This is a genomic window from Sphingobacterium sp. JUb20 (genome assembly GCF_004342035.1).
Taxonomy (GTDB): domain Bacteria; phylum Bacteroidota; class Bacteroidia; order Sphingobacteriales; family Sphingobacteriaceae; genus Sphingobacterium; species Sphingobacterium anhuiense.
In genome coordinates, this window is record NZ_SLYV01000002.1 from 54,990 (window position 1) to 79,188 (window position 24,199).

Consider the following 24,199-nt stretch of genomic DNA (forward strand, 5'->3'; position numbering starts at 1 on the left):
ATCATGTTACTTCAAAAATATAAAAATAATACACGAAGAGTGATGCTATTGCTTATAGGCATGGCTTCGCTAAGCAGCTGTAATAAATTTCTGGATCGCTATCCGCAAGATGAAATCGTTGATGATACTTACTGGAAGACGCAAGAGCAGTTGGAGATGGCGGTTACAGCTATCTACTCGCGCGTAAAAGCGAAGAATATTGTCGATATGGAAAATTTGGCCGAAAATACGATGTGGCCAACAACAACAGAATATAAAGATATCGGTTCTGGTGTATTTCCGGTCACTCAACCTACAGTGGATGCTGAATGGCGCAATATGTACCGCGATATCCGAGAATGTAATGTCTTTTTGGAAAAGTACAAAAATGCGGAAGAAACAACTCCTGGAGCTAATGAACGACTTGCCGCAGAAGTTCGTGTGATCAGAGCTTTGGGATATAGCTTTTTGACTTCTTTTTATGGAGATATTCCTTTGTCTTTAGTACCACTGAATCCAGGTGATCCGGAGTTATATGATGCAAGAACACCGCAAGCAGAAGTGGTTGATTTTCTACTTAAGGAATTGGATGTGGCTGCAGCTGTTCTCCCTAAGGAGATTCCTGCCGGGGATAATTTGGGGCGTATCAGCAAAGGTACTGCACTAGCCTTAAAAGCGCGCATTGCGCTAGCGTATGGACGATATGAAATCGCTGAGAAAGCAGCTAAAGATGTTATGGATCTGGGCGTTTATAAGCTGTATACAACAGGGAATCCGAAAACTGCTTATCAAGACCTGTTTACGCGGAGTGGTAAACTGGCTATGGGAAAAAATCAGGAGACACTTTTTGCAAGGTTGCATAAAATGGATATTATTATGCATAATTTAAGTAGGGAGATTCACGTACCTGATCAGTTTGCTCGTTTTGTGCCGACAAAATCGCTGGTTGATTCCTACTTATCATCTGATGGTTTACCGATCGAAAAATCACCGCTGTATCAGGATGATACCTATGCAGATGTCTTCAAAAACAGAGATCCGAGAATGACCCAGACGATCTTGGTGCCGGGAGATAAATGGGGCGGACGTTATGATGGTAGACCGATTGCGAGCAATCCTGATCCAACTATCTTTCAAGTTCCTAAATTTAGCCAAGATGGTCGTGGATCGGTTACCACAACTGGCTATTATTATAAAAAATATGTGGAGCTATCTGCTGTTCCAAATTATAACAGAGATGATAATGATATTCATCATATTCGGTATGCAGAAGTGTTGCTAACCTATGCGGAAGCGCGGATGGAACAGGGGAAACTGACTCAGGCTGATCTTGATATCTCAATCAATTTGTTGCGTGACCGTGTAGGTATGAAACGTATGGAGCTGAGTTTTTTAGCGCAACACGGCATGGATATACGCACGGAGATCCGCAGGGAGCGACGGGTGGAACTTGTACTTGAGGGGCAAAGATACTTTGATGTACGTAGATGGAAGGAAGGAAGCCGCCTTGCTGCTGACATAGAAGGAGTAAAAGCTTCGTGGTTCCCACAATTAGCGAGTGCCGCTTACCGTAAAAATAAAGATGGGTTTTTGATCGTGCAGTGGAACCGTGCTTTTGAAAATCCAAAAAACTACCTATGGCCTGTGCCACAGACGCAGTGGGAAAGAAATCCAAATCTGGGACAAAATCCCGGATGGTAGAATGCTAAATTAAATCAGATCTCTTCTAAAAGTAATATGGTTTAATTACTTTAAACAAAAAGGCTGCTTAGATCAATTTAAGCAGCCTTTCTTGTGTCAATAGTCTCACCATGGAGTAATACTACCATACTGCTGGTATGCAGTATGGTGCTTTAGTATGTTTAATTTGTTGCTCCTTGATTAGCCATTAATGGCCAGCCTGGATTTTGGTAAATGCTGGACGATTCCGGCGAGCCGTCTGGTGAAGTTATGGTAAAGTGGCTCATAGCAATTGGATTTAAATAATGTGCACTGATCCATTTATACCCATCGAGGACTAAATTGGTTGCCGCTAAGTTTATGCGGTAAGGTCTAAGATAATTGCTTTCAGACTGCAGGGAAACATTAGCTGTTTTTCCTGAAGTATTTGGCTGTATCAACGATGAAGCACCTTTTTCATCTTTATACCATTCTTGCATAGGTCCCCATATTTTCATGCCTTCAACAATATAAGGTTTTGCCGCAAGTTGGTCTAATGCTCTCCAGCGTTTTAGATCTGCAAAGCGCAGGCCCTCAGCAACTAATTCCAGGCGTCTTTCTCTCCGGATATTATATAAAACTTTATCAGATAATAATTGTCCGGCAGAATAGGCCCCGAAATCACCTTTTGCTTCCATATTCATATCGGTATTATTGACTGTATTCATATAGTCGGTGTTGACTCCAGCACGCTCCCTGATTTGCGTCCAGTATGCCTGCGCCTTAGCATTGACCGAACCATTTTTAAGGTAACTGGCTTCGATATAATTTAAGTAAGCTTCAACGGCTCTGAATACAATAGAACCGGTGGTGCTTGTTGCACCTTCGGATTGTGCAATTAGGTAATTGAACCCTTTCTTAAGGGCATAACCTGTTACATATCGAGTTTCAGCAATACCCAAAATATCCGGTTTTCCTTCTACGATATCTTGCCCATTGGTATTCTTTCGATCGGTATAGCTTAACTCTCCCGGAGCTTTCATAAAGATCTGTAAACGGTTATCGCGGTCAATCTTTACATCGCTGATTAAATTATCGCCCTTATATCCTGAAGTTGCAGCATAAATCGGTAATCCATTGGCCATGGTAAAATTTTCGACTAATCCTTTTGCATATCCCGAATTCCCTGCATTTCTGTTCATGTAATGGTTTACAGTATGCGTAACATTTAAAGGTAGGCTATATTGCCTCCAAAGAAGCACTTCACTATAGGCATTTAGGTCAAAATCACCAAACATCTTGAAGTAAGGATTATTGGATGAATTAAAGCCATTATCTTTTGTATTGTTAACTAATGCTACTCCATCTGCTACCAACTGCGCAGACTCCATGGCCTGTGTCAGGAAGTAGTCGATTTCCTGATCGATGTTCATGGCGAAATTAGCATTTGATTTTGCTCCTGGCCATCCCGGTCCGCCGGGTACTAAAGCAGTTCCTTTATGGTATTTTAACCAAGTTGCTTCATGGAGTGCCACACGGGATTTTAACAATAGTGCTACATTTTTGGTGATCCGAGTTTTTCCGGAAGCAGTTGTTGTACTGAGTAAAGTAGCCGCTGAATCCAGATCTGCGATAATAAAACGGGCAACTTCGTTTCGGGGTTTACGAGTGGAAATGACGGTTAATTCCTCCAGATTATCTTTTACGGTATTTTTTAAGATGGGGAAATCTCCCAATGCCTGTACTTTGTTGAAGTATTCATAAGCCCGTAAGAAATAGGCTTCACCGATATAATGCTCAATATTGAGCTTATTGCCGGTTATGCTGTTACTTTTCCATTTGGGAAGTACCGATTCGAGGAAATAATTGACCTGACGGATATTCGTAAAATCCCAGTCTCCACCTGTAGCGCCTACCCGCCATTCGCCAGGTACCCAACGTGTCGCATAGCCCGAAGTCACTTGATTGTCTGTCCCGTTATCATTAGCAAATGTACCTAATCCCCAACCTCCATGTGTTGGGAAATTGTAACGGGTAATGGTATATGCCGCGAGATCAGCTTCTGTATTTAAGTACTCTGAGGGTGTTACATCGGACAAAGGTGCTCTATCCAAATATTTATTACAGGATAATAATGTACTAAAGGCAAGTACCGTTGCGCAGAGTTGTTGTATCTTATTTATATAGCTCTTTTTCATTATTCAAATCATTAAAAATTCACACTTAATCCAAAAGAATAGATGGTTGAGAACGGGTATGATTTACCATCGTTCCATCCTCCTAAACCAACCGTCTCCGGGTCAAATACTTTTGCCATTTTTGTAAATGTCAATAGATTCTCTCCGGAAGCATATACACGGATTTTTGACAGTCCGATCTTTGATAATAAAGCAGGGTTGAAGGTATAGCCGAGCTGCGCATTTTTTAACCGTAGATAAGCGGCATTCTGTATATATCGTGTCTGGGTCTGCTGGTTCTTTTGGGTGTTGAAATAAGGTCTTGGTAGGTAGGCATCGGTGTTGATCCCCAGCACATCGTTCTGTACCATCACTGAATTCTCGTCCCTAAAGAAATCCATGTTTTCCTGGAAACCTGCCGATTGCCACATACCGCCATTGGCACCCCAGAAATAAGGTCCGTTGGGCACGTGATCCCGTTTTCCAATTCCCTGAAGAAATATCCTAACGTCAAATCCTTTATAATTGGCAGTAAGATCTAAACTGTATCTAAAGCGGGGTAGGCTATTGCCGATTATGCTCATATCACCTGGATTGGACAAGGTACTTGCTCCATTATTTACCTGTCCATCTCCATTTTTATCCAAATACATAACATCTCCTGCTTGCCATTTGGTAGCGAAGGATTGTTTGGTATTGGCAATATGTGCATCCATCTGCTCCTGAGTCTGTGCGATACCTAGCGTTGTATAACCCCAGAGCTCTCCGTTCTTTTTACCGTTATACCATTGGGTAAAATTTCCGGTTGAATTAGGGTATTTGGTGATGGTCTGTTGATCGTCTGATAATACAGCACGTACGCCATAGTTGAAATCTCCGATATCGTCTTTCCATGAAAGTTCAACTTCAAACCCTTTAGAGTACATTTCTGAATTATTGATGCGAGGTACCGCTGTTCCTAAAATCGCAGGTAGATCGGGTGCTGGACCAATCATGTCATAGGTATTTCTTTTATAGAGATCAAATGCGAGTCCTAAACGATTATTCAGGGCCGCGACATCTAATCCTAGATTCCAGCTGGAAACGCGTTCCCAGGTTAAAGAAGAGGAGATTAAATTTGGAGCACTTGCCGAATTTGGTTTCACACCATTGAGTAACCAGCTACCCTGTCCCGCTGTAACCGGCATGATGGAATAGAAAGGATACCAGTTGTCTGTTCCTTGATTCCCTAGTTCTCCATATGATCCTCTAAGTTTGAATAAGGATATTTCAGATTTTAGAGGCCAGAAGGCTTCGTTGGAGATATTCCAGCCTGCAGAAAATGAAGGGAAGAGATTCCATCTTAGGTCTTTCGGAAATCGGGATGAACCATCATAACGGGCATTTAATTCCAATAGGTAACGGTCTTTATAGCTATAATTGACCCTGCTAAAAAATCCTGCAATAGCCCAGTGCTGATAACCACCATTGGTTTTTGGATCTAATGTTGCGGTATTTAACGTAGGGATATCGTCTGTGATCAAACCGCTCATATTACCGCTTAGCGTTCTGTACTTATTCAATTCTGAATTGAATCCTGCCAGAACTGTAAACTGGTGGTCTTCGGCAATATTGAAACTATAGTCTGAAAATAAATTGGTACTGAAGTATTCATCTTTTCGAGCAGTTTCCGCGACACTGGTTCCGCCAGCACTGTTGTAACCGACCGGAACAAGGAAAGGTTCTTTGTTTACAGCATAAGCATAAGCTTTTAAGATTTCCCCGTGATCATTCCTATTGGTGATTCTGTAATTGACATTACCGGTGATGTTCCAACCTTTGACCGGTTGATATTTTAACTGGATCTGCTGATATAAAAAGTCTTTTTGGTAGTTGGTACGTCCTCCGTCCAGTAATTGATTTATTTCTGAAGGTTCTGAAAAGAATCCATTATCATCGCGTACAGGAACGGTTGGCCAGCGTCGGGCTATATTATGATAATAAAGATCATTCATATGCGTTGCTTTATCAAAATCTTCTCTTACAAACCGGGTATTTGTTAATAGATCTAGCTTATCGGAAATTTTGATATCTAATTTTGTAGCAAATGAAAAACGTTTGAAATTATCGTTTGCATATTTATTTAAACCATCCTGATCCATATAATTCAGTGAAGAATAATATTTAACACGGTCTGATCCACCGTTCACACTCATGGTATGTTCATGTGAAGTGGAGAAGTTTTTATAAAATTCTTCAAACCAGTTGGTATTGGCGTTCGATCCGGTATAGTACTGCCATTTTCCATCTGCACCCGCTGTGGAGACGGTACTGATTTCTCCATTTTGATAGGCAATGATTTTATCAAGGACAGTTTGTGAAAATTTGGCCGCTTCGCCATCATTCGCTGCGACTTCATTGTAATAGTAAGCAAATGTTTTAGAATCCAGCATGGTTGGTAAACCTCGTGGTGCACTTAACCTGATATTGTTGTTGTAATTGACCACCGGTTTTCCGATTTTCCCTGCTTTGGTTGTAATTAAAATAACACCGAAAGGAGCTCTAGAGCCATATATGGCGGCTGAAGCGGCATCTTTTAAAACGGATATATTTTCGATATCCTGCGGATTTAGCGCATTCATATCGCCCTCCATTCCATCGATCAATACCAATACAGATGAAGAGGAACCAACACCAATTGTACCTGCTCCGCGTATATTGACACTCATGGTTTGGTTAAGTTCGCCACCTAGACCGGCAGTCTGTAAATTTAATCCGGGTACCATTCCTTGTAGGGCCTGTCCTAAGTTTTGCACAGGTCTGGACTCAAGTTGCTTTGCGCTGACCGTAGAGACGGAACCCGTCAAATTTATTTTTTTCTGTGTGCCATAGCCAACGACGACAACTTCGTCCATGGCAGAAGCGTCCTCCTCCAAGGTGATACTCATCTGCGCTGAAGCGATATTTTCGATTGTTTTAAAGCCTACATAACTAAAAATTAAGGTTGATCTGGAATCTTTTACGGTTAATGTGAATGTGCCATTTTCATTTGTAGTTGTACCATTATTTGTCCCTTTTTCTCTGATGCTTACTCCCGATAAAGGACTGTTGCTAGATTTATAGACTTTACCGGAAACAACCAATTGTGTTTGTACAGGTTCTACGATCACGGTTTTGACGATTTCCAATTTGGGCTTAATCAAAATTGTATTGCCATTCCATTCGTAATCAAAGGGTTGTTCTGCTAATACCAGTTCCAGGGTACGTTGTAACGGTAGTCTTTTTATATCTACAGAAACAGGTTTTGCTTTGCCGATTAATTCAGTATTATAGACCATCCTGATTCCTGTCTGTTTTCGAATACTGACGAGTACTTCTTTTAAGCGGGCTTCTTTTACGCTTAAGCTTATTTCTTGCGACAGTACATTGGCGGAAACCTGTAAGCTCACAATAATAAGGAAAGTTGTTATTTTCATTTTTAGGAAAAAACCATTACATAAGATTGCAGGGATTTCCTTCAAAAAAATGAAAAATAATTCCCTACAATGCATCATTTTATTTATACATTTGTTCATTAGGTGATTGATTAGTAGTACTTTAAGTTTATTTGGTTACCTTTTAATTGGTTCAGTTGCATGGCGGTGCAACTGGATTTTTTTGTTTTTAGGTGTTTGTTTAGTTGTTTTTTATCATAGGCATATTTTTTAGTAGGTTTTGAATGGATAATTATTTTTCAACTTTTATCGTATTTTGCTCGAATTGGAATTTGACCGGTCCTGTCTTTTCCAGCATTTTCAATACATCTGAAAGTCGTACCTGCTTGGATAATTGTAGTGTATAGCGTGTTCTTGGAAGTGAATTATAATCCACTTTTACATCATACCATCTTGCAATTACACGTAATATGGACGCCAATTCTTGATCTTCAAATAGAAAATCACCATTTTTCCAAGCCATAACAGATTCTATATCGGCTATGCTCTGTTTTGATAGGCCAGAATGATGATCGGTCGTTACTTTAAAATTGGGCCTCATGAGAATGGTTTTTTCATCTTTTCCCTGTAATGATCGAAGTGCAATTTGCCCCTCTAGCAGGGTAGTTTCTGAGTAGCTTTCATCTTGATAAGCATTTACATTAAAATGGGTCCCTAAAACCTGGATTTCCTGCATGCCGTGCCGCACAGTAAATGGAACTTTTTTCTTTGCCACTTCAAAGTATGCCTCTCCCTGCAGCTGTACTTTTCGTTGGTGGCTAAAATCTAAATTGTACGTGAGAGCAGATGCTGCATTTAACCAGACATGTGTTCCGTCTGGAAGTAAAACTTCATATTTGCCCCCACGAGGTGTTTCTATGCTATTGGTACCTTTCAATCCTTTTGCTTTTGTATCCGCAATGATATAGAGGAGCTGTCCATCTTGATTGCTTTTCACCGTCAATCCTTTTTCTTTTAACAATGTCCGATTACTGCTATTGCGATCATCAAGTGAAATAATGGTTCCATCCGCAAGTCTTAAGATGGCTTTATTCGTTCCTGGCATGATCTGTTCAGCTTGTTGAGAAAATTCTACTTCGGAAATATTTTCAAACTTTTGATTGAAATAAAGTATTCCAGCAATGCTCAGCATGATTAATACTGCCGCAGCTACCGGAAACCATCGTTTCCAATTTATAAACCTGCTCTTTTGAAAATGGATTTGATTTTCAATCTTGGATAAAATCGCCAATCGGCGCTCATCTGTAAAGAATGCTTCGTCCAATTCTTTTCCCTTACCATAGGTCTCATGAAATCTGGACAATAGCTGTTCTTCTTCGAAAGATGTTTCACCTGCGAGATACCTATCCAGTAATGCTAGAATTTCTTTTTGTGTCAAAATTTATGGTTATATGTATATATGAGTAAAAGGTATGATCTATCCCTAGGCAAAAATTGATTTTTTTTAAGGATGGAGTAGAAGAACCATAAATAACTCCACGCTGAGGGTTTTTCCCAGATTACTCCTTAAGAATAGTAGCGCATTTGATATATGATATTCAACTGTTTTCGTGCTAATGGCCAATTTTTCAGCAATTTCTTTATGTGAAAGATGCTCCAGACGGCTTAACTTAAAAACTTCTTGGCAACGGGAGGGAAGTGCATCGATAATCTGATTGATCTGTTGATCGAGTTCCTTATATTCCAATAGTTCTTGATTGCTATCGGTGCTCAGCGTATCCATAAAATTTACAATATCTTCTGTAATAGTCTTACGTCTCAATTGTCTCAGTACCTCATAACGTACAGATGCGTATAAATATGATTTTAAAGATATTTTAATGAACAGTTTTGAACGGATTTCCCAGAGGTTAACAAATACTTCCTGAATGGCATCTTCGCATTTGTCATGGTCCTGCAATATACGGTAACTGGACTGGTATAAGTTTTTCCAGTACTTATTGTATATAGCGGTAAGTGCTGAATGGTCATTATCCCTCAACTTTATCAATAGCTCGTCATCCCCAAATTGAGTGTTTTTCATAAAGCGGTTTTCTAGACACCCAATATATGTAGTATTTTTATAAATCACAAATTATGTAGTACATAATATAAGGTTTGCAATCTTGTTATTACTTTGAAACCTAGTTTTTTATAGGTTATTAATGAACTGATATGAACGATGAGTCAATGTTCATATCTCTATTAATTTCTAGAGATACCGTCTGATATGATTGTTATAATCAAGTTAATAATTATCCATCGTCTCCAGGTTCGTTTTGCCATTATGGTCAAACATAATGTTATGTTAACACAGTCTTAACCCGCAATTGATCTTGCATGCGTAGTATTGCAACAGTTTTAAACAACCCTGCAATTGCTTGCTGTGTTTTGAAGACTTATGAAGAATGAAAAATAGAAGAACTAAATTTTATCGGTATCCTGTATCTAAAGCTACCTCTTTGCTCTTGATCGCAGGATTAGGAATGACTACTGCTGAAGCGAACAACAATTTCTTTGCTAAACAGGAAATTTTAGCGATCAAGCAACAAGGTATAATCGTTTCCGGACGTATTGTGGATGCAAAAACCAATATTCCTGTTATAGGCGCTACGGTATTGGTGGATGCTAAGGCGGTAGGTACGACAGATGCACAAGGAGAATTTGAAATTAAAGCCCTGCCGAATCAACAGGTAACTTTTAAAAGTGTGGGCTACCAGCAGGTACAGCGCATTTTTACCTCTAATTCACAGCAAGTTGTCATTGCTTTAGAATCTTCAGATGTCGCAATTTCTGAAGTAGTCGTGACGGCTTTGGGAATTAAAAGAGAAGCAAAATCACTAGGTTATGCAGTGAGTACCATCAGTAGTAAGCAGATGACCGATGCCGCATCTAGCAACTGGGTGGATGCGATGAAGGGCAAAGTTGCGGGGCTTAATATTACGCAAGCGAGTTCGGGACCTTTAAATACGGCAAGAATTACACTACGAGGTGATCAATCCTTAGATCCGACGAAAAATGAGGCTTTGATTGTTGTTGATGGTGTGCCTATGGTAAATGGTCGCTTTAGTTCTGGCGTAACGGATGCTTATGGCGCCGGATCTAGCGGAGCAGATAAGGATGTACCGGTCGATTTTGGGAACGGTCTTGGTGATATCAACCCAGATGATATTGAGTCGATCTCCGTGCTAAAGGGTGCAGCTGCGACTGCATTATATGGAAGCAGAGCTGGTAATGGTGCATTGATCATTACGACAAAATCGGGCAAGCGGAATGCTAAGGGGATGGGCGTTACGGTCAATTCCAATACGAGTTTTCAAGATATCTTAAAGATGCCCGACTTGCAGTATGAATATGGTCAGGGAAACTTGAATCGGAATGCAGCGGGAGAGCTTTACTATTCGTACGGACTCAGCGAAGATGGCGCGAGTACGGGAGGTACTTCCAGTGCCTGGGGACCTAAATTTGATGGACAGCTGTTTTATCAGTACGATCCTACAGTGGAGGGACAGGGCGCGACGCGCACACCATGGGTACCTTACAAAGATGGGGTGAAAGGTTTTTTTAAAACTGGTGCAACCTACATCAATAGTGTCGCATTGGATGGTGGAAATGACAAGTATAGCGCCCGTGGATCTATTACCCATACTAATAATAAATGGATCATGCCTAATACGGGCTTCGAGCGTTTTGTAGCTTCTTTCAATACAAATGCTCAGCTCAGTGATAAGTTAAAGCTTAATCTAAAGGTAAATTATACCAATAAAACAAGTGGTAACCTACCGGCAACCGGATATAATAATCAGTCAATTTCATATTTTATGATCTTTCAGAATCCAAGTATAGACTTGGATTGGTACCGTCCGATGTGGCAAAAAGGTCAAGAAAATATTAAACAGATTCACCCTTTCAGTTCTTATATTGAGAACCCCTTTGTCATTGCCAATGTCATGACCAATAGCCTAAATAGCAATGGTTTTGACGGGATGGCGCAGGTACTTTATACTTTCAGTCCTAAATGGGATTTGATGGTACGTTCTGGTATGAATATGAACTCTAACATGCGCGAGCAACGTCGTCCATGGGATACTGCTAATTTTCCTAAGGGTTATTACAAACAACAGGATATCTTCTATTTCGAATCCAATACAGATGCCCTATTGACTTATAACGATCAACTTACTCCGGACTTTAATATCCGCGCCTCTGCTGGGGCCAATCTCATGAAACGTGATATGAAAGAGGCTGTAAGTGTGGCAAGAGGGCTCAATCTGCCTGGGATTTATAAATTGAGCAATGCCCTGACGAACTCTTTGGCAGATGGTAACAATCTGACCCGTAGAGAAACCCAGAGTGTGTTCGGTTTGGTTAACTTATCTTGGCAGGATAAGGTTTACTTGGATCTTACCGCACGTAACGATTGGTCTTCGACGTTACCATCGGATAATCGTTCTTATTTTTATTCGTCGGCAAGTAGTAGTTTTATTTTAAGTGAATTGATGACTTTGCCAAAGGCGATTTCATTTGCAAAATTACGTCTTTCAGTGGCGCAGGTCGGAACAGATGGAGACCCTTATACAACGCTTAAATATTATAAAACTTCGATTTTTCCAGGATCAGCAGAAGCACCATCCAAACTGCATAATGCGGAATTGAAACCGGAGATTTCCACTTCTACAGAGACAGGTTTAAATGTTTCTTTTCTGAATAACCGATTGACGGCAGATATCAATTTCTATTATAACCGTTCTCGAAATCAAATCTTGACAGTACCCTTGGATGTGACGACCGGTTATAGTGCGGCTGTTATCAATGGTGGTTTGATCAGAAATCAAGGTTTAGAGATCAGTTTAACCGGTACACCGATTAAAAATCAAAACTTCCAATGGAATACGACCTTGACCTGGTCAAAGAATGATAACAAAATCTTAGAATTAAGTGAAGGTGTAGACACACCGCAGCAGATTATTGCTTCTAGTGGGTCTGGCGCCGCAGAAATCATTGCGACTGTAGGTGGTTCGACTGGTGATCTGTGGGGTTACGGTCTGGTACGTAATGATGCCGGTCAGGTTCTGATTGATGGAAAGACTGGTCTTCCTGTTCGACCTTCGGACAAAGTCAAAATCGGAAGTGCTTATGCGGATTGGAGAGGTGGATTCAGTAACGAATTTCGTTACAAAAACTTGAGTTTAAATGTGTTGATCGATGGTCAGTTTGGGGGTGTCGTTTATTCGCAAACGCATCATAAAATGTCGGAACAGGGCAAGCTTACCAATACACTGAAGGGCCGTGAGACAGGAATGATAACTGGTGAAGGGGTGGTCGCCAATGGTGACGGAACTTTCAGCCCAAATACGAAAGAAGTACCTATTAATACCTGGTATGGTGATTACTATCGACGTGCAAATGTAGAAACGAATAGTTTTGATGCTTCTTATTTAAAGCTTCGTGAACTCCGTTTCGAAGTTGCTTTGCCGCAACATCTTTTATCTCGGTGGAAAGTGAATAGTGCTTCGATCGCCTTTTTCGGAAGAGATTTATTTATGATCAGCAATTTCCCGATGTTCGATCCCGAAACAGCTGCGCTAAACGGTGCTACGATTATGCCTGGTGTAGAAATGGGGCAGATGCCAAGTACGAAAACATATGGTGTGAATTTAAGAGTAAACTTTTAAGTAGAAAATTGAAATGAATAAGAAATATATTGGTATCGCATTATTAGTAACAGCAGGGCTAAGCTTTGGAAGTTGTACGAAAAATTTTGATGCTTTAAATACAGATCCTAATCAAATTGAGCTGATTACTCCGGGTTCTTTAATTACGCCAACTGTTTACGGTATGACAACCTATTTTACAGTGCGGAGCAATGACTTTACTTGGGAAATCATGCAGACAGGTCTTGCGAATCCGAGTGCTGCAAACGGAATACACCGTTACTATTTTACGGAACAATCTGGAGATGGTACTTGGAATAAATGCTATGCTTATCTGCGTAATATACGCGAAATGGAGACTTCGGCAGTAGCGAGAAATAATGAAGCTTATCAGGCTGTCGCCAGAACATTGAAAGCTTATATTGTCGGTATACTGACCGATAGCTTTGGAGATGTTCCGTTATCTGAAGCATTAGGAGCTGAAAGTGGCATAACAAAACCTAAGTTTGATACCCAGGAACAGATTTATGCGGATATGGTAAAGGGATTGGAAGAAGCGAATAAGCTTTATCAGGGTGAGTCTGTCATGAACGGGGAAGATATCCTGTATAAGAATGATAAAAAGCTATGGCGTAAATTTAATAATTCGTTACTACTACGTTATTATTTACGTCAGTCGAAGCGTATGGATGCTTATGCAAAAATTAAAGTGATGCTGGACAATCCCGCAGATTATCCGATCTTTCAATCAAATGCGGAAGCAGCGGTGGTACAGGTGACGGGCTTAGCTCCTTATGATTATGCTTGGGGAAGAAGACAGGATTATGTGAATTTTACGGCAATGGCTGAATTTTTTGTCGACAATCTGAATGCTTTGAATGATCCTCGCCGTCCCTTTATCATGAAAGAAGCGACACGTTTAGTAGATGGTAAAGTGGAGAGCATAGGCTATCGTGGAATCCCGGCAGGGCATTCCGGCGATCTTTCTGCCTATAACTTCAATCCGAGCACACCGAATGGAGATTTAGTATATCCAGAAGCGGTGGGTACTCCTGTTAAAGAACTGATCATGCCTTATGCTGAGGTTGAATTTATCAAAGCAGAAACTTACTTAGTATTAGGATTGACAAATGAAGCTAAAACGGCGTACGAGAAAGGTGTAAAAGCTTCGATAGAACAATATGGTGGTGTTATGCCGGTAACTTATTTTGAGAATGAATCCGCAAAATTTGATGGTACTCAGGAGCGCATCATGATGCAGAAATACCTGAGTTTATTTATGGTGGATTATCAGCAATGGTTTGAATATCGTCGCACGGGTTTTCCAAAACTGCCTAAAACACCTTATATGTTTCATGATGGGGTAATGCCATCGCGGTTTATGTATAAAAATGAGGTCAGAAGGTTTAACCCAGATAATTATGCAAAGGCTGTTGCGCAAATGGGGGGAGATACTTACCACACGAAAGTATGGTGGGAAAAATAGTTTTTTAGAGCGATATCATATCGTTTTATTTTATGAGCCGATTACATCATGTAATCGGCTCATTTTTTGTGATGGATGGAAGGTTAGCGTGTGAGAAGATTAGAAGTTCAGGGCTTTAGACTTTTAGATTACTCATTCACTATATGACTATTTGGAAGTTGAGAAAGTGATTGATACACCTGTTCCGATGTGAGCGATAAGCTGAAATTTTGTGTATAGTGTTTGCAATTGGTTTAGGAGTTGCTACTTTTGCAAACAAATTAATCTTTATTTAAATTAACATCCCTTTCATGATCATCCGAATTCTGATTTTTATCATGCTCACCTTTAGTTCCTTTGCCTTAACGGCTCAGGTCAGTCCCCGCATTTCCAGCTCCTTGGATTCCAGCAAATCAGTTGGTTCTGGAAAACCGCGATTGATCTTTCAGCTTGAACATGAAAGTGGCGGTGAATTGAAGATGAATGAACGTACAAAGGAAACGCTTGCAGATTCGTATTACAGTGGTATTAATTTCCGCGTTGGCTTTCAGAGTCAGTACCGTGACTCTGTCACGAGTGTGTACAATGAACTATACAATTACCCGATCTATGGTATTGGAGTGTATAGCAGTACTTTTGGACAGGAGCATCTGGGTAAACCTTTTGCAGTCTATGGCTTTGTTGCCATTCCTATTAAACCAAAAGTAGATAGCAAATGGAATTTTAATTACCGAATTGGTCTGGGACTTTCTGGGCGGTTCAATCCTTATAACGAAGAGGATAATCCTTTAAATCTGATTATTGGCAGTAAGAACAATGTTTACATCGATCTTGGGGTACAGGCAAATTACCGGTTGAGTCAAAAATTCCAACTTGGAGCAGGAATTGCTTTTCATCATTTCAGCAATGGTGCCCTGGCATTGCCCAATACAGGAATAAACTTACTACCGCTCAGTCTTTCTGTTGCATATAGCCCTTCAAGCAAACCTTTTGACTTTAGAAAATCGGCAATTCCGCCAATGGAAGATAAGCAGGAACTCCATTTTAATTATGCTTTTGGATTTAAGCAGATTGATCGTGAAAATGATAAGCAATACTTTAAATCAACCCTTGGCGCTTACTATAGTAAACATTTGGGGTATAAATGGCGTATCGGTGCCGGAATGGATGCTTTCTATTCAGCTAGCGGTAACGATAAACAAGTTGCAGGCGATAAAGCGGGGTCATTTTCAGCGTTATTTTCTTACGGACCGGCATTTTACATTGATCACGTTCTGAATTCAAGATTATATCTTAATGGTAATGTTGGAGCCTATTTACACCGTAATAAATTTAATGGAGAGAGTAGCCCGATCTATCTGAGAGCCGGGGTTCGGTACAAAGTTTATCGCGATATTTTTACAGGTGTTTCTATTAAAGCCCATGCCGGAAAAGCGGACTTTATCGAATGGACTATGGGGTATGGATTGCAGTTAAAAAAGAAAAAGTAGCATTATTATAAAATTACATCATAAAAAAGAGCATCTGAATAGCATTCAGATGCTCTTTTTTGTGGAGACTACTGGGTTCGAACCAGTGACCCCTACCTTGTCGAGGTAGTGCTCTAAACCAGCTGAGCTAAGCCTCCATTGTTGTTCCTATAGGTCACGGAAACGGGTTTGCTTCCCTATGCCTGAATGAACTGGTGCAAATAAAGCAATTTTATTTGTAAAATAAAAGTTAGTTATCTAAAAGCAGTTCGTTTTTAGTATTTAGATGGTAGTAATTAGTATTTAGATGGTAGAAGGTTAGTCGATTAGAACTTTTGTTGCCGGGTTATTTAATAGTATTTAGACGATATAAGATTACTCGGTCACTATTTAAAAGTTTTTTAATTATTTTTGAGAGAATTGACATTTGAGAAACTATGAAACAAACGGCTTTACCTCAGAATGTGAAAGGACTTAATGCGGTAGTATTAATCATAATGGCTATCGTTACCTTGGATTCTATTGAACCTTGGACCGCCTGGAATGTGGATCCGACATCTCCTGGTTATGGCTGGAACAGATTCAGTTATTTTACAATCCAGAGTAATTTTATTGCGATGGTTACTTACCTGATTGCGGCTGTGGCAATTTTTAGAAATAAGCAACTTGGTGAATGGTTCAGGTATCTTCGCGCGGGAGCAGTTCTTTATATGATGGTAACCGGGATTGTATTTGCCGTTCTGCTTCGTAACACACAACTTGACCCAGACCATTTTAGCTGGAGCAATTTTATTCTGCATGAATTTGGTCCATTTTTTATTACTGTCTGGTGGTTGTTATGGCCTTCACGAAAACCGATTACATCCGGCAAAGCCTTTTATTTATTGATATTCCCGTTTTTGTGGGTCATCTACACGTTTATCCGAGCTTCGATAACGGGTTGGTACCCTTATCCGTTTTTAGATCCTGCAACTGCCGGAGGTACAGCGGGGGTTATGACCTACGTATGCGGTTTAACAATATTCTTTGTCGTTCTCTGTCAACTGCTCGCATGGATTAGCCGTGCAAGGGAAAATAATAATACACTTTATTAAATATTGAGATAATAGTAGTTAGTAACTAGACTAGAGCTGATTGCTTCGAAGAAATTGCCTATTTTTGTAAGTTGTGAGATCTTTCTTATTGCGATGTTTAATAGAAGGTGAGATGGTTAAAAAGTTAATGGGTTAAGAAAGTATATCACTTATGACTGTTTTACATTAAAATAAAAAAGAATTGGAAATACTACTAGTTGAAGATGAGCCATCTGTAATTTCGTTGATTGAAAGGGGATTGAAAGGAGAAAACCATTCAATCAGTGTCGCTATGGACGGATTTACGGGATTAAAAATGGCAGGTCTTAACCAATATGACTTGATTATTTTGGATGTGATGCTTCCGGGGATGAACGGATTGGAGATCTGTCGAAATATCCGGAAGACGAATAAAGACGTGCCCATTTTGATATTAAGTGCATTAAATCAGACGGAAGATATTGTTGAAGCATTTAATCGTGATGCTGATGATTATCTGACGAAACCTTTTAAACTGGACGAACTTCGTGCGCGAATCAATCGGCAGTCCCGAAAGGCCAGACAGCAGACCACGACCAGTAACACCATTACTATTGATAATCTCGTTATGGATAGAGACAGTAAGAATGTGCAACGTGGAGGTAAATCCGTAATTCTGACGGCTACTGAATACCGATTACTGGAATATCTAATGGTCAATAAAAATAAGATTTTATCCCGGGTTGATATTTTGGAAGAGGTATGGGGTATGGATTTTAATATGAGTACCAATGTGGTGGATGTTTATGTCAACTACCTGCGTAAAAAAATAGATCATCCTACAGAAAAGAAACTTATCCATACTGTTATCGGTATGGGCTATATACTGAGAAATGAAAATTAGAACGAAGGTCATTGTACTTTTTTCAGCGATTTCGATTGCCTATATTGTATCTTTTGCCCTATACGTTTCTTATTTTACGAAGGACAGTCTGCAGACCAAATTCTATCACCGGCTGGAAGAAAATGCCACTATTGTCGGTAATCATATCATACAGAATGATGCGTATAATAATAAGGTGTACTACGAAGTAACCCGAAAATATCTACGCCAGCTTTCTGAGGGTAAAGATTATCTGTTGCGGATTGTTAAAGGACATACCGATCTCCGCTATAAACCCGATCTGCCTTTACCGGATGCTTTCTATGAAGAAGCAATCGTAAAAGGGAAAGCGCAGTTTCTGCATCATAAAACCTCCTATGTAGCCCTATTTTTTGTCGATTCTCTACACAAAGAAAACCTATTGGTTATTTCTGCGGGCGTTGATGAGTATGGACATGATGAACAACAGATACTGGATCATACTTTGATTTCAGGTGGATCCTTAGCGATTATCTTGGTTGTTCTGCTGTCTTTTTATTTCGCCAATAGACTGCTTGCACCTATCAAAGCCATCAATAAGGAATTAACTCAGGTGGATATATCAAATCTGAACAAACGGGTTAAAAATAACTATTCGAATGATGATGATGAAATCGGAATATTGATTTCCAATTTCAACGCCATGATGAAACGACTGGATATTTCGGTTAAATCACAGCAGAGCTTTATCGGCAATGCATCCCACTCGTTACGTACACCTTTAACGATTATTGGTGGGGAAGCTGAGCTGGCTTTGCATCATCTGGATAAAAATCATGAAGCATATTATTCGGTAGAGGCAATTGCTAAACATGCTTCAAAGATGAATCTCATCATCAATAATCTTTTGCTCTTGTCACGTACCGGATTTGAGGGTAAGATCGAAAGCAAACAGTGGATCCGAATCGATGAGCTCTTATATGATGTACAGAAGAGTGAAAAAAGCATGAACCCGGACTGTGAGATTTTTCTGGATTTCTCGCATATTCCTGAGGATAGCAGTGAGATGAATATCTTTGTGAATCCGGATCTCTTTTATATTGCCTTCAGTAATATTGTTTCTAATGCCTGTAAGTACGGGGATAAAAAAATGGTCACGATTTCACTGGTCTGTCATGAAAATCTTGTCGTAGTCAAAATTTCAGATCATGGTATCGGTATCCCGTTACACGATCAGCCTCATATTTTTGATTCTTTTTATAGGGCCTCCAATGTGGGTGCGATCTACGGGAATGGATTAGGATTAGTACTGGCCAAGCATATTTTTGAATTGCATCATGCCATACTTTCAGTGTCTTCGATTGAAAACAAGGGTACATCTGTGAGTGTTTATATACCCAAATAGTTTTTCTGATTTCGCTCTCCCAAATTTTAACCGCGTTTTTTGAAGCATATAGGGAATCTCGCTCAAGATGTATGTTGCTAATTATAAGAATTTACTTTACGGGTAGTTCAAAATGTTAAAATCCAATAAGCAATTATTAAAAGACGGTTAGTTTACTTCTTTTATAGTTGGTTTCTTTGATAAAAGAAAATATTAAATTAATTAAGTAAAGACCAACTATGGCTGAATTAAATTGGAAGGGTGTTTACCCGGCAGTATTAACCCCCTTTAAAGAGAATGGTGAGATTGACTTTGATATGTTTGCTAAGAATACCGAAGCACAGATTAAAGCAGGGGTGCACGGTATTATCATTGCAGGATCATTGGGGGATGCAGCAGTTCTGGATACGGATGAAAAATTTGAATTATTGACTTATGCAATCCAGGTTATTGCAGGCCGAGTACCTATTATATTGAACATCGCAGAAAATACCACTAAACATGCTGTTAATTTTGCTGTTAAAGCAAAAGAATTAGGTGCAGACGGTTTAATGTTATTGCCACCGATGCGCTATAGAGCTGATGACCGTGAGGTGGTCGCTTATTTTAAAGCAGTAGCCAATGCGACAGATTTACCTATTTTGATCTATAACAATCCTGTTGATTATGCTGTGTTTGTGTCAACAGTAATGTTTGATGAATTGAAAGACTGTCCAACGATCGTTGCGGTTAAGGAATCTACTCGAGATTTGACTAATATAACCCGGATGAAAAATAAATTTGGAGACCGGTTTAAGATATTAGGTGGTGTGGATACCATCTCGTTGGAGTCAATTTTAGTGGGTGCTGATGGATGGGTCTTTGGATTAGTGGATGCTTTTCCAAATGAAACTGTTGCGATGTACAAGTATGCCGTAAATGGCGAATACGATAAGGCATTAGAAATTTATCGTTGGTTTATGCCTTTGCTGGAACTGGATATTCACCCTAAGCTTATTCAATATATTAAGCTTGCGGCAACAGCCGAAGGAATAAGTACGCCACATCTTCGTGCACCTAGACTTCCGTTGATAGGTGAGGAAGCGGAGAGAATCAATAAAGTTATTGCTGATGGTATTGCTAATCGTCCTCAGTTAAATTAGGATCTGCTCGTTGAATAGCGTTAAAGTACTGTGGGCGATTGGTGAATACTATTCGCCTACAGTTCGTTTTTACATAAAAAAATTGGATTAAAAAAAATGAATCAATCACAAGTTTATTTGGATGAGCGTATTCGCATAGCGGCAGAAGCATTTCAATTTTTGAAATCTACGACGATTGCACAACGGGCAGCATTTATGCATGCTGTTGCAACTGAAATTGAAGGGTTAGGCCCGGAACTTTTGGAGACTGCTCATGCGGAGACGGCATTGCCGTTGCCTCGCCTTACAGGAGAAAAGGCTCGGACAGTAGGGCAATGGCGCAGTTATGCCAATGCGGTTGCATTGGGTATTTATACGGAAGCCCGTATCGATTTAGCAAATACTGAAACGGGTAAAAGTGATATCCGGAAATTCAATTTGGGTATAGGACCTGTTGTTGTATTCGGGGCCAGTAATTTTCCATTTGCCTTTTCTACGGCTGGAGGTGATACGGCCAGTGCCATTGGTGCAGGTTGTCCGGTGATTGTGAAAGGTCATTCGGGACATTCCCAAACATCGACCATTATGGCCGATACCATAGCTACTGTTATTAAGAGATTCGGCTGGCCTGAAGGGGTATTTAGCCATATTCTCGGAGCCAATATTGAGGGTACGGATACTAAGATAGGCGCTTATCTGACTGCCCATCCTCTTGTGAAAGCCGTCGGCTTTACGGGCTCGTATTGGGGTGGAAAAGCCCTGTTTGATATCGCTAACCAACGGGAAGAACCGATACCGGTATTTGCCGAGATGGGAAGTATCAATCCAGTATTTGCCTTTACCCATCTTTTAACTGACCGTGCGGAAGCGCTTGCGAAAGAATACGCCGCTTCACTGACTTTGGGTGTGGGCCAGTTCTGTACCAACCCTGGGGTATTTATAGCTGTAAAAGGTGATGCTCTAGAACGGTTTAAAAAAGCGTTGGCATCGGAAATAGCTGTTATTGCACCGGGTATCATGCTCAATAAGGGGATCTATGAACATTTTGAAAAAAATAAAATAACGTTAAGCAGCCAAAATGCGGTAGCGGTAATTGCCGAATCGCGTATTGAAGCTACTCTAGGTCAGGGACGTCCAAGAATTATTAGGACTACGGCAAGCAATTTTTTGAAAAACCAGGTATTGAGTGAGGAAGTATTTGGTCCTTTTGCGGTATTGGTAGAAGCGGAAAATAATGCAGAGGTATTGGCTATTGCGCAACAACTTAAAGGGCAACTGACCATTACAATTGCAGGGACTACGGAAGATGTGAAGGAGCATCAAGATGTTTTCAATGTGGTAAAAGATAAAGCGGGACGTCTGCTCTTTAATGGTATGCCCACTGGAGTAGAGGTTGTTTATGCTATGCAACATGGCGGTCCTTTTCCTTCTTGTACTGATCCCCGGTTCACCTCTGTTGGGCCAGATGCAGTAAAGCGTTTTGTACGCCCATTATCTTTTCAGAATTGGCCCGATGAATTTTTGCCAGAGGAGTTGAAAAATGAAAACCCATTAGGCATTGCACGCATCGTAGATGGTGCTGTCGTAACAAAAACAAGTATTTAGGACAATTTTGTATAGCAATTGATGAAGAAAACATTTTTTTGTATTGATTCCCACACCTGTGGTTGCCCTGTGAGGCTGGTAGCAGGAGGAGGACCGGTGTTGCGTGGAAACTCAATGATGGAGCGTCGGCTGCATTTTATGGAAGAATATGACTGGATTCGTAAAGGACTGATGTTTGAACCGCGAGGTCATGATATGATGAGCGGTAGTATTCTTTATCCTCCAACAGATCCCAATAATGATACCGCTGTACTTTATATCGAAACAAGCGGATGTCTTCCGATGTGTGGTCACGGGACCATTGGTACTGTGACGCTTGCGATAGAGGAGGGCTTGGTCATTCCAAAAGTCCCGGGTAAGCTGCGATTAGAAACTCCGGCCGGTTTAATCCTGATCGATTATGTACAAGAAGGTCCTAAAGTAAAAACGGTTAAACTGACGAATGTAAAGTCTTTTCTTTATAAAGAGGCGCTGACCGTACAGTGTCCAGACTTGGGAGAGATCGTGGCCGATGTCGCCTATGGTGGAAACTTTTATGCCATCATAGATCCTCAAAAGAATTTTAAAGATATCAGCGATTTTTCGGCTAGTCAGCTCATTCATTATGGAAAGATTATTCGTCGTCTCCTTAATGAGAAGACGGATTTTATTCATCCTGAAGATGAAAATATATATGGTCTTAGCCATATACAATGGACGGGAAAACCCACTAAAGAAAATTCTACAGGAAGAAATGCGGTGTTGGTCGGTGAAAATGCACTGGATAGGTCTCCTTGCGGTACCGGAACCTCTGCCCGTATGGCACAATGGTATGCTAAAGGGAAGTTGAGCAGGGGGGAGGAATTTGTTCATGAGAGTTATATCGGTTCGCAATTTGTCGGTCGTATTGAAGAAGAAACGAAGACAATATCGGGCCAGCCAGCAATCATTCCTTCGGTAGAGGGATGGGCAAGAATTACGGGCTATAGTCAGATCATTATTGATGACGAAGATCCGTACAAAGAAGGATTTCAGGTTATGTAATTATTATTAAAATATCAAAAACGTGTCAACACATAATAAAGGAAAAGTTGCTATCATAGGAGCGGGGATTGCAGGGTTATCCACCGCTTATTACCTCTTACAGGATGGTTGGGAAGTTCAGATTTTGGAGAAGGGTGACGGGCAAGATAATTGCTCCTATGGCAATGCAGGAATGATCGTTCCCAGCCATTTCACCCCATTGGCAGCACCGGGTATCGTAGCACAGGGTGTAAAATGGATGCTAAACAGTAAAAGCCCGTTTTACGTTAGACCCTCATTGAATTTTTCATTGATAGACTGGGGTTTAAAGTTTTTGAAACATGCCAATGAAAAACATGTAAACCGAAATGCAGCAGCTATACGTGATTTGAATCTTGCAAGTAGCCGCTCATATGATGAATTGGCGCAACAGGAAGGTTTTGATTTTGAGCTAAGACAGAACGGTATTATGATGCTTTATAAATCTAGCCATGTCGCACATGAAGAAATTGAATTGGCAGAAAAGGCTCAAAACTTGGGATTGGATGTGGAAGTTTTTGATCAAGCAGGGATTCAGGCTTTAGAACCTAATCTGCGAATGGATACGATCGGTGGTATTTTATACAAATGCGATGGTATCTTGTACCCCCCAAAATTGATGAAAATATTGACCGATTACCTGCTCGCTCATGGGGTGAAATTCAACTATCAAACAGCGGTGTCAGGATTCAAGTTTTCAGGTAAAAAGGTGTCTGAAATCATTACTTCAAAAGGGACATTTTATGCGGATGAAATTGTCGTAACAGGTGGAGCTTCTCTCCCTGCATTAGCCTCTAAATTACAGTTAAAGTTTCCTTTGATGCCTGGAAAGGGATACTCCTTCATGCATAATACAACGGGGAATAACCACATGGTGCATGCTGCGCTGTTGCTGGAAGCACGTGTGGCGGTGACGCCTATGAATAATCAAATCCGCTTCAGTGGAACCATGGAATTAGGTCCGGCTAATGATAAAATATACAGCAACCGGGTAAAGGGCATCGTCGAGTCAATACCAAAATATTTTCCTGATCTGCAAGTTGATTATCCGAAAGATATTTGGTTTGGCTACAGACCATGTTCGCCAGATGGGCTTCCATATTTGGGCAGGACTTCCAAATACAGTAATGTCAGCATTGCTGGTGCGGGTGGTATGATGGGGTTGAGTCTAGGACCTGCTTACGGAAAAGCGATCACGGCCTTACTGTCCAACAAAGCCACCGAAACAGATATCACGGGCTTTAATCCGGATCGGTTTCAATAGACAAAAATAAATACC

General features: G+C 40.5%; 15 protein-coding genes and 1 tRNA gene. 11 read left to right on the forward strand and 5 right to left on the reverse strand.

What is annotated here, in order from left to right; translation table 11 throughout:
* Positions 1-3 precede the first annotated feature (3 nt).
* The gene (locus tag EDF66_RS03655; RefSeq protein WP_243655981.1) at positions 4-1,680 is read left to right on the forward strand and encodes a RagB/SusD family nutrient uptake outer membrane protein; all 1,677 of its coding nucleotides are present in this window, start codon (positions 4-6) and stop codon (positions 1,678-1,680) included.
* A gap of 161 nt (positions 1,681-1,841) precedes the next feature.
* Here EDF66_RS03655 and EDF66_RS03660 read toward each other — a convergent pair whose 3' ends face one another.
* From EDF66_RS03660 to EDF66_RS03675, 4 genes are all read right to left on the reverse strand, one after another.
* Complete coding sequence (locus EDF66_RS03660) at positions 1,842-3,836, reverse strand: RagB/SusD family nutrient uptake outer membrane protein (RefSeq protein WP_132840707.1); 1,995 nt, start codon at positions 3,834-3,836, stop codon at positions 1,842-1,844.
* Positions 3,837-3,847: 11 nt separating this feature from the next.
* Positions 3,848-7,270 carry a TonB-dependent receptor gene (locus tag EDF66_RS03665; protein ID WP_132840709.1) on the reverse strand — a complete coding sequence of 1,141 codons (3,423 nt, stop codon included), beginning with the start codon at positions 7,268-7,270 and terminating at the stop codon, positions 3,848-3,850.
* 250 nt (positions 7,271-7,520) lie between these two features.
* The gene (locus EDF66_RS03670; protein WP_132840710.1) at positions 7,521-8,666 is read right to left on the reverse strand and encodes a FecR family protein; all 1,146 of its coding nucleotides are present in this window, start codon (positions 8,664-8,666) and stop codon (positions 7,521-7,523) included.
* A gap of 66 nt (positions 8,667-8,732) precedes the next feature.
* Complete coding sequence (locus EDF66_RS03675) at positions 8,733-9,311, reverse strand: RNA polymerase sigma-70 factor (RefSeq protein ID WP_132769655.1); 579 nt, start codon at positions 9,309-9,311, stop codon at positions 8,733-8,735.
* A gap of 364 nt (positions 9,312-9,675) precedes the next feature.
* On the opposite strand from EDF66_RS03675, the gene EDF66_RS03680 reads away from it, so the two are divergent.
* The 3 genes from EDF66_RS03680 to EDF66_RS03690 all read left to right on the forward strand — a co-directional run bounded on the left by EDF66_RS03680 (position 9,676) and on the right by EDF66_RS03690 (position 15,876).
* The gene (locus tag EDF66_RS03680; RefSeq protein ID WP_243655982.1) at positions 9,676-12,942 is read left to right on the forward strand and encodes a SusC/RagA family TonB-linked outer membrane protein; all 3,267 of its coding nucleotides are present in this window, start codon (positions 9,676-9,678) and stop codon (positions 12,940-12,942) included.
* A gap of 13 nt (positions 12,943-12,955) precedes the next feature.
* Entirely contained in the window at positions 12,956-14,407 is a 1,452-nt protein-coding gene (locus EDF66_RS03685) for a SusD/RagB family nutrient-binding outer membrane lipoprotein (RefSeq protein WP_132840711.1), read from the forward strand.
* A 290-nt stretch (positions 14,408-14,697) separates the two neighbouring features.
* Positions 14,698-15,876: an acyloxyacyl hydrolase gene (locus EDF66_RS03690; protein WP_132840713.1), complete on the forward strand. Its 1,179-nt coding sequence runs from the start codon at positions 14,698-14,700 to the stop codon at positions 15,874-15,876.
* 62 nt (positions 15,877-15,938) lie between these two features.
* On the opposite strand, the gene EDF66_RS03695 is transcribed toward EDF66_RS03690, so the two are convergent.
* Positions 15,939-16,013 (reverse strand) — tRNA-Val (locus EDF66_RS03695).
* Between the two features lie 279 nt (positions 16,014-16,292).
* On the opposite strand from EDF66_RS03695, the gene EDF66_RS03700 reads away from it, so the two are divergent.
* The 7 genes from EDF66_RS03700 to EDF66_RS03730 all read left to right on the forward strand — a co-directional run bounded on the left by EDF66_RS03700 (position 16,293) and on the right by EDF66_RS03730 (position 24,184).
* Positions 16,293-16,949, forward strand: coding sequence for a Pr6Pr family membrane protein (locus tag EDF66_RS03700; RefSeq protein WP_132840714.1), 657 nt, complete (start codon positions 16,293-16,295; stop codon positions 16,947-16,949).
* A gap of 181 nt (positions 16,950-17,130) precedes the next feature.
* On the forward strand, positions 17,131-17,811 hold the full coding sequence (locus tag EDF66_RS03705) for a response regulator transcription factor (protein ID WP_132840715.1): 681 nt from the start codon (positions 17,131-17,133) through the stop codon (positions 17,809-17,811).
* On the forward strand, positions 17,801-19,174 hold the full coding sequence (locus EDF66_RS03710) for a sensor histidine kinase (protein ID WP_132840716.1): 1,374 nt from the start codon (positions 17,801-17,803) through the stop codon (positions 19,172-19,174). The genes EDF66_RS03705 and EDF66_RS03710 overlap by 11 nt, the downstream gene beginning before the upstream one ends.
* A gap of 218 nt (positions 19,175-19,392) precedes the next feature.
* A complete protein-coding gene (locus EDF66_RS03715; RefSeq protein ID WP_132840718.1) occupies positions 19,393-20,295 on the forward strand; it encodes a dihydrodipicolinate synthase family protein in 903 nt (300 codons plus the stop codon).
* Between the two features lie 96 nt (positions 20,296-20,391).
* Complete coding sequence (locus tag EDF66_RS03720) at positions 20,392-21,879, forward strand: aldehyde dehydrogenase (NADP(+)) (protein ID WP_132840719.1); 1,488 nt, start codon at positions 20,392-20,394, stop codon at positions 21,877-21,879.
* A gap of 21 nt (positions 21,880-21,900) precedes the next feature.
* The gene (locus tag EDF66_RS03725; protein ID WP_132840720.1) at positions 21,901-22,902 is read left to right on the forward strand and encodes a 4-hydroxyproline epimerase; all 1,002 of its coding nucleotides are present in this window, start codon (positions 21,901-21,903) and stop codon (positions 22,900-22,902) included.
* A 22-nt stretch (positions 22,903-22,924) separates the two neighbouring features.
* Positions 22,925-24,184, forward strand: a complete 1,260-nt coding sequence (locus EDF66_RS03730) for an NAD(P)/FAD-dependent oxidoreductase (RefSeq protein WP_132840722.1) — start codon at positions 22,925-22,927, stop codon at positions 24,182-24,184.
* The last annotated feature ends 15 nt before the right edge of the window (positions 24,185-24,199 follow it).